Genomic DNA, 13562 nt, shown 5'->3' on the forward strand with positions numbered 1-13562 from the left:
TGTAAGTCAAATTCTCCCTCAGGAGAATAGTGTTCTCAACCGCGAGCGAAACCGTGCGCGCAGAAGTTCCATACTTCGGACGCGGTGATCGGATGCTGCGTCTCGTCGTCGGAGGCTCCTGCGGACTGCGCGGTGAACATGACGGTCTGCATCACCATCGCCGCGGTCCGGCGGGAGTTGACCTCCGGTCGCAGCTGCCCGGCGTCCTTGGCCAGATCCATCAGTTCGGTGAACAGGGCCAGCATCGGCGCGTGCGCGACCTTCACGTGGTCGGGATGCGAAATCAGGAGCTGCGGCGCGAAATCGGTGAACAGCGGCCGCTGCGCGGAGGGGTCCGGCCTGCACAGCTCGAACAACAGCTCGACGGCCACCTGGAGCTTGTCCAGCGGGTCGGTCTGGCCGTCCGCGGCGGCGCGCAGCTGCTCGGAGGTGCGGCTCAGGGCATCCTCGAACAGCGCGAGCAGCAGCTCGTGTTTGCCGTCGAACTGCAGGTAGAAGCTGCGCAGCGATTGCCGGGAGCGGTCGACGACCTCCTGCACCGTGAAGTCCGTGCTGCCCTTCTCGGTGATGATCGCCTGGGCGGCGTCCAGGAACCGTTGCACGCGCTCCTCGGCGCGCAGCTTGGCGGTGCGGAGGGAGCGCTCGACGGCGCGCTGCTTCCAGGCCGGTTTCTCGCTCGGGCTGGTCACGGGCGCCTCGGTCCTCGGTCATATGAAGAGAACATGAATGCACTGTACCGGAGAACGGTGTGTCATCGGGTTCCTGGGTCACCGTGTCCGACCTCCTGGCGAGACTATCCTTTCCGGTATAGAGAATGCTATTCTCGCAGCCATTCAGGCATCGGCGCGGGAAGGAGGCAGGCCGTGATGATCGTCGGACGCCGCTCCGGCCGGCCCGGCCGCATTCCGGCGCGCCGTCGTGACCGGGCACGCGCCCGGCCTTCCCGGACTCGAGGAGCTCGTTTTGTACATTCGCTATGAGGTCGCCGACCGGATCGCCACCATCACCCTGGACCGGCCCGAGGCGGCCAACGCGCAGAACGGCGAACTGCTCGACCAGCTCGACGCCGCCTGGGTACGCGCCGCGGAGGACGACGACGTCGCGGTCATCGTGCTGCGCGGGGAGGGCAAGCACTTCTCGGCGGGCCACGATCTGAAGGACAAATCGTGGCCGGACCCGAGCAAGATCACCCTCGACCGCATCTACGGGCTGGAGTCGCGCCGCTACCTGGAGTACTCGCTGCGCTGGCGCAACGTTCCGAAACCGTCCATCGCGGCGGTGCAGGGCCGGTGCATCGCGGGTGGCCTGCTGCTGTGCTGGCCGTGCGATCTCATCGTGGCCGCCGACGACGCGCTGTTCTCCGACCCGGTGGTGCTCATGGGTATCGGCGGCGTCGAATACCACGGCCACACCTGGGAACTCGGCGCGCGTAAGGCGAAGGAGATCCTGTTCACCGGCCGACCCGTGACCGCCGAGGAGGCGCGGCAGGTCGGCATGGTGAACAAGGTGGTGCCGCGCGCCGAGCTCGACCAGCAGACCAGGGAACTGGCCGCCCAGATCGCGACGATGCCCCCGTTCGGGCTGCGTCAGGCCAAGCGCGCGGTCAACCAGACACTGGACGTGCAGGGCTTCTACGCCGCGATCCAATCCGTGTTCGACGTGCACCAGACCGGTCACGGTAACGCGCTGAGCGTCAACGGATTCCCGATCCTGGTCCGGCTGGACGACATGAAGGCCAACATGCAGTAAGCCGGTGCTCCGGCTCCATCGTCTGCCGGTGCGTTCCGGCAGTATTCGCACGGCCCTTGCCGCCTCGAAAGGGACACCGTGTCCGTGCGATCCACCGGCGATCGGGCGCTTACGCGCCCGGCGCCCTCGCTGTTCCCTTTTCCGAAAACGAGGATTTCCATGCGCGATTCCATCCTTCGCAAGGCCGTGGCATGTTGTGGCCTGGCCGTCGTCGCTGCCGCGGCGTTGACCGGCTGCGGCGACGACGACGAATCGACCGGCACCGCGTCCAGCACGTCGGCCGCCGCGGTGACCAGTGCGGCGCCCGCCCAGGCCGACGCGGCGACCACCAAGGCGATCACCGACGTGTACACCGGCTTCTTCAGCCCTTCGACCCCGCCGGACCAGAAGGCCGCGCTGGTACAGAAGGGCGATGTCTTCCTGCCGATCCTCCAGACGCAGGCGGCCAACCCGCAGTCCCAGGGCACGTCGGTGACGGTCTCGGCGGTGAAGCTCGTGGACGCGAACAACGCCGATGTCACCTACACGCTGTTGATGGGCGGCAATCCGGTGCTGCCGAACCAGACCGGGCAGGCGGTCAAGGACGGCGGCCAGTGGAAGGTCGCCACGGCCACGTTCTGCGCGTTGATGACCCTCCAGGGCGGTACGTCGCCGGCTTGCTGATCGCCGCTGCGCACCGAAAAGCCCGGCACCGGAGTCGATTCCGGTGCCGGGCCTTTCCCCGCGTGCCTGCTACAACTGCGCCATCCGAGGAGCACGACCCGCGATGCGAATCTGCGCGCCCGCCTCGCGGATGAGTTCCCGTGTGCTGCCGAGCAGTCCGTCCAAGACCAAGGTGCGGCGGACGTGCCGGTGCAAGTCGTGCTCGTCGGTGAATCCGATGCCGCCGAGCACCTGCTGACAGTGCCGGGCGGCGGTGAGCGCGGCCTGGCCCGCTGCGGCCTTGCCCAGCAGTGCCCCGAGTTCGCCCTCGGCGGTGTCCAGTGCGGCCTCGGCGCCCTCGAGCGCGACGAGGGTTTCCGCGAGCCGGTGCCGGACCGCCTGGAACGAGGCGAGCGGGCGTCCGAACTGGGTGCGTTCCAGCGCATGCCCGCGGGCCAGCGTCAACATCGCTCGGCCGGTGCCCAGCAGCCACCACCCGAGTGCGCGCCGACCGGCCGCGACGGCCTGCGAGGGTAGCTCGGTTCCGGTCGCCACGGTGCGCAGCGGCAGCTCCTCGTCGACGACTGCGCCGGGCTCGCCGTCGCGGTCCCACACCACCCAGGCCTCGCCCGCGAACGGCAGGGGAACCGGACCGGTATCCGCGTGTCCGGCGGCGTGCCGGACGACGTCGTCGAGGACCGCGGCGTGCGCGCCGGTCTCGCCGAGCAGGCGAAAGACCAGGGGGACAGCGAGTTCGGGCCGCTCGGCGAGCAGGTCGGGCCAGCCCAGTGCGATCAGCGCCGCGTCGAGTTCCGGCCCGGTGGCGGCCGCCATGGTCTTGCGCAGCGTTTCGGTGAGCAGGGCGAGTTCGGCCCGGTCGAAGCCGGATTCGGCCACCGTCACTCCTTTCCCAGGTCCAGCAGGCGGCGGGCGATGATGTTGCGCTGGATCTCGGCGGTGCCGCCGTAGATCGTCGCCGCACGGGAGTAGAGGAACTCGGTGCGCCACGGCGAGTCGGTGAGTTCCACCGCACCGGGCAGCAGATCGCGCGCGGTGTCGAACAGCCGCTGCTCGGCGGTGGCCAGCAGCACCTTGTCGACCGACGTCTCCGCGCCCAGCCGGGCGCCGGCCGCCAGGCGCCGCTGCGTCGCGTGCGAGCGGCATCGCACCGTGTGCAGCGCCAGGTACGCGGCGCCGAGTTCGGCGTCGTCGGCGATCGTGGACTGTTCGAGCACCCGGTCCAGCCGGGTGAACAGATAGGCGATCCGGTGCCAGAAACAGGTCGAGCGCTCGTAGGGCAGCAGATCCATCGCCACTCGCCAGCCGTCGCCGGGCTTGCCCAGCATCCGGTCGCCCGGCACCGTCACGTCGTCGAAGAAGACCTCGGCGAACTCGTCCACGCCGTGCATGGTGCGCAACGGGCGGACGGTGATGCCGGGGGAGTCCATGTCCACGAAGAAGGCGGTGATGCCGTCGTGGCCGGGCCCGGTGCGGGTGAGCAGTACGCAGCGAGCGGCGTACTGGGCCAGACTGGTCCACACCTTCTGGCCGCTGACCACCCAGTCCGCACCCCGCGGCGTCGCCTTCGTGGTCAGCGAGGCCAGGTCGCTGCCCGATCCGGGCTCGGAGAATCCCTGGCACCACTGCTCGCGGCCGGACAGCAGCAGCGGCACCATCGCGGCGGCCAATTCGGCTCGCGCGTAGGAGATCACCGTCGGAGCGAGCACTTCGATCATCGAATAGATGCCGGGCTCGGCCAAGTCGCGCGAGGCGACCTCCTCACCGAGCACCGCGCGCAGCGCGGCGGGCCCCCCGAGACCGTGCACGGCGGCGGGCCAGCCGTAGCGCATCCAATCCGCGTCGTACAAGGCGCGTCGCACCCGCAGCAGCTGTTCGACCTGGCCGTCGAGCGAGTGGGCGTTGGCGGGGGTGAGGTCGTTGTCATCCAGCCAGGCGCGCAGGTCCGACCGGAACGTGGCGACATCTCTCATGCTTTGGAACGCTCGAAGGCGTGCGGGATCCCCGAGTCGTGCTCGCCGCTGCGGCGGATGAACGTCATCGCGCGCGTCCGCAGCCGCCATCCGTCCGTGGTGCGCACGAGGGTGTCGGTGTAGTACCCGATGCGCATGTCGTGCGTGCTGTGCTCGACGAAGCACAGCGGCTGGGTGCCGGTGGCGGTGTCGCCGTCGATGTCGAGAGCCGGTATGCCGGTGAGGAACAGGCCTTTCGGCGCGGCGGCGACCAGTTCCGGGAACAGATCCAGGGTGTAGGTGTCGCCGAAGGCGCTGTAGCTGCCGTCCGGCGTGAAGACCGCGAGCAGGCCCTCGATGTCCCCCTTGGTGATGGTCACCGCGTACCGGGCCAGCACCTGCTGGATCTCCAGCAAGTCGTCACTTCTGGACATGGATTCTTCCGCCTTTCATCACGAAGCGAACGTCCCGGGTGACGGTGATGTCGCGCACCGGGTCGCCGGGAACGCCGATCACGTCGGCCAGCAACCCCTCCGCCAGCCGGCCGCGGTCCTGCACGCCGACCAGCTCGGCCGAGGCCACCGTGGCGGCCCGCAGCACGTCCAGCGGCGGTAATCCGCGCTCCACCAGCGCCACGAGCTCGTCGGCATTGCGGCCGTGCGGAATCGCGGGCGCGTCGGTGCCCACCGCGATCTTCACGCCCGCCTTGTAAGCGGCCAGCACGGAGGTGCGGGCCTTGGGAAACATCTCGGCCGCCTTCGCCTGGAGCGCGGGGTCGGCTTTCGAGACGTCCATGGCGTCGGCCAGCCGGGTGGTCGGCACCAGCCAGGTGCCGTGCGCCACCATCAGGTCGATCGCCTCGTCATCGATGAGGAAGCCGTGCTCGATGCAGTCGATGCCCGCGTGCACCGCGTGCTTCACCGCGTCCGCGCCGTGCGTGTGCGCGGCCACCTTGAGACCGCGCCGGTGCGCCTCGTCGACGATCGCGCGCAGCTCCTCGTCCGAATAATGTTGCGCCCCAGGCGCTCCGGTGAGCGACATGACCCCGCCGGAGACACAGATCTTGATCAGCTGCGCGCCGTGCTTGATCTGGTATCGCACCGCCTTGCGCACCTCGTCCACGCCGTTGGCGATGCCCTCCTCGAGGGTGAGTTTCAGTACGTCGGGAGCGAAGGCGGAGAACATGGTCGGGTCGAGATGGCCCCCTGTGGGCGTGATCGCGTGCCCGGCGGGCACGATGCGCGGGCCTTCGATCCAGCCCGCGTCGATCGCCTTGCCCAGCGCCACGTCCAGCAGGTAGCCGCCGGTCTTCACGAACAGCCCGAGATTGCGGACGGTCGTGAAACCGGCGCGCAGCGTCCGGCGCGCATTGCCCACCGCGCGCAGCACGCGCAGTGCCGGATCGTCCTTGACGCTGGAGGCCAGACCGGTCTCCCCGCGCCCGCCCATGAGGAGGTTGACCTCCATGTCCATCAGACCCGGCAGCAGGACGAGGTCACCGAGATCGACGACCTCGCCCGTGACGGCGCCGCCGACACCGGCGATCCGGTCGTCCTCGATCCGCAGGATGCCGGGCCGGACGATCGCCCCGGTGTCGAGGTCGAGCAGACCGGCGGCCTTCAAGGTCAGCGCCGCCACGGCTCAGACCACCGGCTCGCGGACGATATCCAGGTACGCGGCACCGGAATCCGGCACTCGCGGCTGCTTCCACACTTCGATCGGGAACGACACCATCACCAGCGACTGCAACAGGTGGAACAGGTTGCGAACCTCGTCGGGCAGGTCGTTCCAGTCGTACTTGTCGATGTAATCCATGGCGGGCTGCAGGCGCGGGAAGACGGTGTCGTACAACCGCTGCATCTCGTCCATGGAGGATGCCAGCCGTTTGGCGTAGCGTTCCGGCTCGGTGGCCAGGATCCAGTCCGAGAACGGTGCCAGGTCGGCGAACTCGGCGGGCAGCGGCGCGGTGTGCGCCCGGTCGGTGGGCTGGTCAGTGGGCGCGGCCATCGCGGTACTCCTCGACGATCTTCTGAGCGGTCTTGTGCAGGTGGCGGAGCAGGATCTCCTGGTCGTTGAGCGGGAACTCGGTGACCTCACGGGTGGCGATCATGGTCTGGGTGGCCTCCAGGGTGTTCGCGTCCTGTAGCGCGTATTCCTTGAAGGTGACCGCGGCCAGTTCCTGGGCCAGCCGCTCCCTGGCATTCGTGGCGGGCACGAAATACAGGCTCGCCTCGAAGATGTGCCGGTCCACCGCGGTCGGCCAGTAGTGGTAGGTCAGGTACCAGCCCGGCGCCCAGAACAGCAGGGAGAAATTCGGGAAGAACTCGAATTCGTCGACGCCCCAGGCGCGATGCTTGGCCGGGTTGATGCCCTGCGGCAGCGGCTCCAGGCCCTCGATGTCGGGGCGGTCCCACGGGCCGAACAGGCCGCTGCGCAATTCGCGCTCGATCGGCTTGACCATCGTCGGGTCCTTCGGCGGTGCCATCCCGCCCCAGGACGAGATCATCGAGTGCGGAGCCGCTATCTCGTAGTGCAACGCTTCGTAACCGACGCCGTAGAGCTTGTCGGCTTCGTCCTTGACCGCTTGCTTCTGGTGCAGCACGGGTGCGTGATAGAACTCGGCGAACGCGTCGATGAACAGCTTCCAGTTGCTGCCGATCTCGGCCCGGTAGCTGAAGACCTCGGTCATCCGGTCGAACGGGTACCCCTCGAGACCCTTGGCCAGCGGGCCCAGGTATTCGGTGAGCGGCTTGGCGTTGTCGTCGAGGTTGACGAAGATGAAGCCCTCCCACACCTCGCAGCGCACCGGCTTCAGGCCGAACTTGTCCTTGTCCAGGTCGAAGAACTCCTTCTCCTGCTGGACGAAGGTCAGCTCGCCTTTGAGGCTGTAGCGCCACGCGTGGTACTTGCAGGTGAACTGGCGGCAAGTGCCCGCGGTTTCCTCGCCGGGGTAGTCGTCCCAGACGAGCTTGTTCCCGCGATGGCGGCAGATGTTGTGGAACGCCCGCACCGCGCCGTCGTTGTCCTTGACGATGATCAGAGAGGTGCCGACGCAGGCCAGTTCCTTGGTGAAGTAGCTGCCGATCCGGGGCAGCCGGTTGATCCGGCCCACGTTGAGCCAGTTCTTGCGGAAGATCGCCTGACGCTCGTCCTCGTAGAAGGCGGGGTCGATGGAGTCGGTGTAGTCCACCGGCTCGGTACCCAGCTCGGGATAGTTCTGCGTCCAGCTCCCGGCAGCGGGTTTGGTGAAGTGTGCCAAGGGATTACCTTTCGTGGTCCGGCGATGCGCCGGAGGTGTCGAATGCCGTGCCCGGTGGGCCGTGCCGGCCGAGCGGCGACGGGGTTCCTCGGCTGTCACCGGGCGCGCCCCGCATGACGGGTCGGCACCGGCCTTTCGTCAGCCGTTCCGGATGGCATGCGCCTCCGTTCGTCCGAAATGAGAATAGCATTCTCAAAATCAACTATTAGATTTCCATGCGGTCGCGCCACTGTCAACGCTGATCGCGTCAGCTCTTCCGAAGTGGGGTCGGCCGGTGCCTGGGCGTCCGATCGCGTGGTTGACGACCACGCTCTCCAAAGAGCAGATATTGATTATCCGAATCTGAGAAGATAGTTTCCCTGACAGCGAGTGTGCCCCCGGGGCACGTGCTGCTCATCGACGAGCAAGGGGCGAGATGCCGGCGGCGACGGCCCGGACCGATCGGATGCCGAGCAGCCCACGGAGGAGGAACTACGGTGAAACCGCAGCGAATGGTCGTTGCCGCGATGGCGGTCGCGCTCTTGGTGGCCGGCTGCGGCCGCGAGAGCGGTGGACGCGGAACCGATGAGGGTCCGGGCCGGGCCGCCTCCGGCAACTTCGGCGACCTGACCAGCGTCTGTCAGCCCGGAAACGCGAAAAGCGCGTCGGCGCAGGGCGTAACGGCGAGCGAGATCGAGGTCGGAGTCTTCTCCGACATCGGTTTCACGAAGAATCCCGACCTGGTCGACGCGGCGAAGGTGTTCACCTCCTGGTGCAACGCCGCCGGTGGCATCAACGGGCGCAAGCTGGTGACCAACCTGCGCGACACCAAGCTCATGGAGGTGCGCCAGCGCATGCTGGAGGCTTGCCGGGAGGACTTCGTCCTCGTCGGCGGAAGCGCCGCGCTGGACGGGCTCGGCGTCAAGGACCGGCTGTCGTGCCTGCTGCCGGAGTTCCCCGCCCAGGTGACCCAGACCGCGAACACCGGGTCCGACTTGCAACTGGGCGGCGGCTCCTCGGCCTCCGAAGCGGTCAACCCGTACACCGGTTTCCAGGACTGGCTGATCAAGGAGGCCTACCCGAATTCGGCCGGTGCGGTCGGGATGATCAACGGCGACTCGCCGATCACCAAGGTCATGGGCGAGAAGCTCACCGAATCACTGACCGCGAACGGCGCGAAGATCGTCTACAACGACCTCTACCCGCTCGCGGGCGTTTCGGACTGGACCCCATACGCGCAGGCGATCAAGGCCAACAACGTCAAGGGCCTGATCTTCTTCGGGGAGTTCCGCTACCTGGCCAAATTGCAGGACGTGCTCACCAGCATGAACTACAAGCTGGACTGGATCGACGCCAACGCCAACTCCTACAACCAGTCGTTCCTCGACGTCACGAAGAGCTCCCTGGCCACCCAGAACAACTACGCCGATCTGAGCGGGACCGCACCGCTGGACGCGGCCGCGCAGGTGCCCGCGGTACAGCAGCTGAAAGACCTGTTCGAGCAGTACGCGCCTAACAGCGCGATCACCTTCCAGGTGCTGCGCGCCTTCCAATCGTGGTTGCTGTTCGCCAAAGCGGCGACGGCCTGCGGCGACAACCTCACCCGCGCGTGCGTGTACGACACCGCGAGCAAGGAGACCGCCTGGACCGGCGGCGGCTTGCAGGCGCCGGTCGATCTGTCCCGGCCGCTGGCCGAGCAGACCCGGTGCTTCAACGTTCAGCAGGCCACGCCCGACGGCTGGAAGACCGCGGATTTCAAGCCGAACACCGGCGTATTCCGCTGCGGCTTCACCCCGTACAAGTACACCCGGGATTTCGGCAAGCCGCTGACCCTCGCCGATGTCGGCAAGAGCCGAAGCGACCTGAAGTGACGGAGCGTTCGCGCTGATGGAGCAGTTCATCGCCTTCGGGATCGTCGGCCTCAGCACCGCGGCGATCTACGCCGTGATCGGCAGCGGTCTGGTGCTCACCTACACCACGACCGGCGTGTTCAACTTCGCGCACGGCGCAGCGGGGATGATCTCGGCGTTCGTCTACTGGCAGCTCACCGTCGGCTGGGGCTGGCCCGCGCCGATGGCGATCGTCGCGGTGCTGCTGGTCTTCGCGCCGCTGTTCGGCTTGCTGTTCGGCAAGGCGCTGGCGCCGACGCAGGGGCTCGGTGACGCCGAGAAACTCGTGATGACGATCGCCTTGCTCAGCGGGCTCATCGTGCTGGCGCGCTGGATCTGGAACCCCAACGAGTCGCGGTCGCTGACCAGGTTCTTCGCCGACAAGCCGTCGATCGACCTCGGCCCGGTCATCATCACCTGGCATCAGGCGCTGACCATGGCCGTCGCCGTCGCGGTCGCCGCCGCGCTGCGCATCCTGCTGTACCGCACCAGGATCGGCGCGGAGATGCGGGCCACCGTGGACGATCGCGCGCTGGTGGGCCTGACCGGCGCTGATCCCCGGCGGGCCAACCGGATCGCCTGGATGCTGGGCATCGAGCTGGCCGCGATCGGCGGCATCCTCATCGCGCCGACCGTGGCGCTGGATGCCGCACAGCTGTCGCTGCTGATCGTCAGCGCCTACACCGCGGCCATCTTCGGGCGGCTGCGCAATCTGCCGATGACGTTCGCGGGCGCGGTGGTGGTCGGCCTGCTGGAGAGCTACCTCACCGGGTACCTGCCGCAGAACGAATACCTGCCCGGCCTGCGGCTGGCCGCCCCCGCGCTGCTGTTGTTCGTGGCGCTGCTGATGTTCCCGCACGGCAGGTTGCGCGGTCGCGACCGCAAGCTCAGCCCGGTGCCATCGCCATCGATCAACGGTTCGCTGGCGTTCGCCGCGGTGGTGGTCGTGGCCGGATTGATGCTGGCGACCATGCTCACCGAATCCGACCTGATCACCTACGGTGCGATGTTCGCATGGGGCGTGATCGCGCTGTCGTACGTGCCGCTGCTGGGTTTCGCTGGCCAGATCTCGCTGTGCCAGCTCAGCCTGGCCGGTGTGGGCGCGGTGGCCTACGCGCATCTGGGACCGGAGGGCCAGTGGTGGGCGCTGCCCGCCGCGATGGGTATCGCCGGCGTGGTCGGGGCCGTGGTCGCGGTGCCCGCGCTGCGGCTGTCCGGGGTGTACCTGGCCCTGGCGACGGCGGCTTTCGCCGTCATTCTGGATCGCTGGATCTTCACGCTGCCCTCCTTCGAGATCCTCGGCGTGCGGATCGCGCTGTTCGACCAGGGCTCCGTGTCGCTGGTCGGGCCGGATCTGTTCGGCTTGGAACTGGACACCACCGCCGAGGTGACCGTCTTCGCCGCGGTGTGCCTGGCGGTGGCGGGCCTGGCGGTGGCGCTGTTGCGGCGCAGCCGATTCGGGCGTCGCCTGATCGCCTTGCGCGACAGCGAGGCCGCCTACGCGACCCTCGGTGGCAGCCTGCTGGCGGCGCGCGTGCTGGTCTTCGCGCTGTCGGCGGCCATCGCCGGACTGGGCGGCGCGCTGTACGGCATGCAGGTTCGGGCCGTCGCGCCCGAACAGTTCAATCTGGTGGCCGGACTGCCGATCTTCCTCATCGTCACCATCGCCGGTCTCGGTGCGGTCGGTGCGGGCCTGTTCACCGGCGCGGTCTTCGCAGGCCCGCTGAACGTGCTCCCTGTGCTGTGGCCGGGGCTACAGAATCTGGCGCAGGTGCTGCCCGCACTCGGCGGCATCGCCTTCGGTGGCGGCGTGCTGAAGGACGGGGCGATCGCCTCGATGCGCGAGGAATGGTTGCCGATGCTGCGCGACCGGATCGTCGCCCCACTGCTCGCGCTGCTGGTGCTGGGACTGTGGGGACTGCGTCTGATCGACGTCGTCGACGGGTGGGGCTTCACCTTCGGTGTGGTGGTCGCCGTGGTGGCGGCGCGCGTCTGGCGCGGAGTGCGGGCGCGGCCCGCGCCGGACCCGGCGCAGGTCCCGGTGGAGTGGTGGGGCGTGCGGCGCCCGTGGACATCCGACGACGAGGAGGTGCTCGATCGTGCCGTCGCTACTGGAAGTTGACGATGTCACCGTCGTCTTCGGCGGCAACCGCGCGCTCGACGGCGCCGGACTGCGCGCCGAACGCGGCGCGGTGACCGGACTGATCGGCCCCAACGGCGCGGGCAAGAGCACGTTGTTCGATGTGATCTGCGGGCTGCGCAAACCGACCCGGGGACGGGTGGCGATCGACGGCGCCGACGTCACCCGGCTCGGCCCGTCCCGCCGCGCCCGGCACGGCCTGGCTCGCACCTTCCAGCGGCTCGAGTTGTTCGGCAGGCTGAGTGTGCGCGACAACCTGCTGGTCGCGGCCGAACTCGGCCCGCAGCGCAGGCACGCCGCCCGGATCGTCACCGAGATCATCGACCGGCTCGGCCTGCACGAACTCGCCGACGCCTGCGCCGACGAGCTGCCGACCGGCACCGGCCGCCTGGTGGAAGTGGGCCGGGCCATCGCGGCGCGGCCCAGCCTGATCCTGCTCGACGAGCCTGCCGCGGGCCAGGACCACACCGAGACCGAGCGATTCGGCGAACTGCTGCGGTCGCTGGCCGACGACGGCACCGCGGTGCTGCTCGTCGAACACGACATGGGCTTGGTGATGAACGTCTGCGACGAGGTGTTCGTGCTCGATCTCGGCAAGGTGATCGCCTCCGGGCCACCCGCGGTGATCCGCGCCGACCACACCGTGCTCGCGGCCTATCTGGGAGACGTATGAGCGTGCAGAGTGCAACCGAACCAGCGACGGCCACAATGTCTTCCGGCCCCGCCGAACTCCTCGGCCTGCGCGAGGTGCGCGCCGCCTACGACGCCATCACCGTGCTGCACGGCGTGCACCTGGAGGTCGCGGCCGGGCAGGTGGTGGCACTGCTGGGGCCCAACGGCGCGGGCAAGACCACCGCGCTGAAGGTGATCGCGGGCATCCACCCGGTCGCCTCCGGACGGCTGACGCTCGGCGGGCGCGACGTCACCGGAGCGGACCCGCGCGACCTGGCCCGCGCGGGCGTCTGCCTGATCCCCGAGGGACGCGGGGTGTTCCCGAATCTCACCGTGCGCGACAACCTGCTGATGATGACCTTCACCGGGCGGTCGAGGGAGGAGATCGAGGAGATCGCCTTCAGCCGGTTCCCGATCCTCGGCAAACGCGCCGGCCAGATCGCGGGAACCATGTCCGGCGGCGAACAGCAGATGCTGGCGCTGGCGCGTGGGCTGGCGACCGATCCCGCCGTGCTGCTGCTCGACGAACTGTCCATGGGCCTGGCCCCACTGGTGGTCGGCAGGCTCTACGACGAGGTCGCCGAGATCGCCCGCCAAGGTGTCGCGGTGCTGGTGGTCGAGCAGTTCGCCGCCGCCGTGCTGGATATCGCCGATCACGCGGCCGTCTTGGTGCGCGGGCGGGTGGTGCGGCAGGGACACCCCGACAGCGGAATCCGCAACGAATTGGCAGCCCTCTACCTAGGAAGTTCCACATGACCGAATCTCGCGCGGAGCGTTTCGTCCGCGAACTGCAGGACTTGAAGATCCCCGATCCGGCGGCAGGCCGCTCCGGGCTGTGGCTGCGCACCGGCGTCACCCTCATGGTGGTCGGTGTGGCGGTGGCGGTGCTGGCGTATTTCATGTCGCACGGCACGACCGACGCACTGGCGCAGCGCGACGCCATCACCCTCGCCCTGGGCGGGGTGGCGGCGAGCGTGGTGGGTTCGGCGCTGTTCCTGCGCTATTCGCTGACCAATTTCCTGCGCTTCTGGCTGGCGCGCCAGTCCTACGACCTCGACGAACTCGGTAATCGGGTGCTCGGCGCGGAGATTCGCTACGACGGGGTGGCCTCGGCGCCGCGCTGAGCCACCGGCCGCGGGATCGAACGAACTCCCGCAGGCCATCACGGACACGCCTGCTCCAACCGGGGGCGAGGGCAGGCGGTGCACGCCGTGCCCGGTGAAACCTCGCCGGGCGCGGGAATCGCCTCGGTGCACTGCCGC

Annotated in this window: 14 protein-coding genes; 7 read left to right on the top strand and 7 right to left on the bottom strand. The window is 68.6% G+C overall.

Translation table 11 applies throughout. The features are described 5' to 3' along the window. Positions 1-35 precede the first annotated feature (35 nt). A complete protein-coding gene (locus ABZ803_RS20020; RefSeq protein ID WP_040864010.1) occupies positions 36-689 on the bottom strand; it encodes a TetR/AcrR family transcriptional regulator in 654 nt (217 codons plus the stop codon). A 274-nt stretch (positions 690-963) separates the two neighbouring features. Between ABZ803_RS20020 and ABZ803_RS20025 the strand changes: the two genes are divergently transcribed. After that, positions 964-1749, top strand: coding sequence for an enoyl-CoA hydratase (locus tag ABZ803_RS20025; RefSeq protein WP_062972207.1), 786 nt, complete (start codon positions 964-966; stop codon positions 1747-1749). Positions 1750-1908: 159 nt separating this feature from the next. Continuing rightward, positions 1909-2412: a hypothetical protein gene (locus ABZ803_RS20030; RefSeq protein ID WP_357040126.1), complete on the top strand. Its 504-nt coding sequence runs from the start codon at positions 1909-1911 to the stop codon at positions 2410-2412. Positions 2413-2481: 69 nt separating this feature from the next. Here the strand turns inward: ABZ803_RS20030 and ABZ803_RS20035 are convergent, their stop codons facing one another. The 6 genes from ABZ803_RS20035 to ABZ803_RS20060 form a co-directional block, all read right to left on the bottom strand. Next, on the bottom strand, positions 2482-3225 hold the full coding sequence (locus ABZ803_RS20035; RefSeq protein ID WP_357040710.1) for an acyl-CoA dehydrogenase family protein: 744 nt from the start codon (positions 3223-3225) through the stop codon (positions 2482-2484). A gap of 65 nt (positions 3226-3290) precedes the next feature. Beyond that, positions 3291-4382 (bottom strand): acyl-CoA dehydrogenase family protein, encoded by a 1092-nt coding sequence (locus ABZ803_RS20040; RefSeq protein ID WP_357040129.1) that lies wholly within the window; start codon positions 4380-4382, stop codon positions 3291-3293. Next, positions 4379-4795 (bottom strand): nuclear transport factor 2 family protein, encoded by a 417-nt coding sequence (locus ABZ803_RS20045; protein WP_357040132.1) that lies wholly within the window; start codon positions 4793-4795, stop codon positions 4379-4381. The genes ABZ803_RS20040 and ABZ803_RS20045 overlap by 4 nt, the downstream gene beginning before the upstream one ends. Continuing rightward, the gene (locus ABZ803_RS20050; RefSeq protein WP_357040135.1) at positions 4782-5999 is read right to left on the bottom strand and encodes an amidohydrolase family protein; all 1218 of its coding nucleotides are present in this window, start codon (positions 5997-5999) and stop codon (positions 4782-4784) included. Before ABZ803_RS20050 ends, ABZ803_RS20045 begins: the two co-directional genes overlap by 14 nt. Positions 6000-6002: 3 nt before the next feature. Continuing rightward, positions 6003-6368 (bottom strand): hypothetical protein, encoded by a 366-nt coding sequence (locus ABZ803_RS20055; protein WP_051175871.1) that lies wholly within the window; start codon positions 6366-6368, stop codon positions 6003-6005. Then, a complete protein-coding gene (locus ABZ803_RS20060) occupies positions 6352-7620 on the bottom strand; it encodes an aromatic ring-hydroxylating dioxygenase subunit alpha (RefSeq protein WP_062972012.1) in 1269 nt (422 codons plus the stop codon). Before ABZ803_RS20060 ends, ABZ803_RS20055 begins: the two co-directional genes overlap by 17 nt. A 491-nt stretch (positions 7621-8111) precedes the next feature. Between ABZ803_RS20060 and ABZ803_RS20065 the strand changes: the two genes are divergently transcribed. Genes ABZ803_RS20065 through ABZ803_RS20085 form a run of 5 tightly spaced genes read left to right on the top strand, consistent with a single transcriptional unit; the run spans position 8112 to position 13424 of the window. Then, positions 8112-9470: an ABC transporter substrate-binding protein gene (locus ABZ803_RS20065; protein WP_357040713.1), complete on the top strand. Its 1359-nt coding sequence runs from the start codon at positions 8112-8114 to the stop codon at positions 9468-9470. Between the two features lie 16 nt (positions 9471-9486). Next, positions 9487-11610 carry an ABC transporter permease gene (locus ABZ803_RS20070; RefSeq protein WP_357040139.1) on the top strand — a complete coding sequence of 708 codons (2124 nt, stop codon included), beginning with the start codon at positions 9487-9489 and terminating at the stop codon, positions 11608-11610. After that, positions 11588-12301, top strand: a complete 714-nt coding sequence (locus tag ABZ803_RS20075; RefSeq protein ID WP_357040142.1) for an ABC transporter ATP-binding protein — start codon at positions 11588-11590, stop codon at positions 12299-12301. The genes ABZ803_RS20070 and ABZ803_RS20075 overlap by 23 nt, the downstream gene beginning before the upstream one ends. Before the next feature lie 35 nt (positions 12302-12336). After that, positions 12337-13056, top strand: a complete 720-nt coding sequence (locus tag ABZ803_RS20080; protein WP_357040145.1) for an ABC transporter ATP-binding protein — start codon at positions 12337-12339, stop codon at positions 13054-13056. Then, complete coding sequence (locus ABZ803_RS20085; RefSeq protein ID WP_357040148.1) at positions 13053-13424, top strand: hypothetical protein; 372 nt, start codon at positions 13053-13055, stop codon at positions 13422-13424. The genes ABZ803_RS20080 and ABZ803_RS20085 overlap by 4 nt, the downstream gene beginning before the upstream one ends. The last annotated feature ends 138 nt before the right edge of the window (positions 13425-13562 follow it).

The sequence above is a fragment of the Nocardia sp. NPDC047648 genome (assembly GCF_040642815.1).
GTDB lineage: Bacteria > Actinomycetota > Actinomycetes > Mycobacteriales > Mycobacteriaceae > Nocardia > Nocardia gamkensis.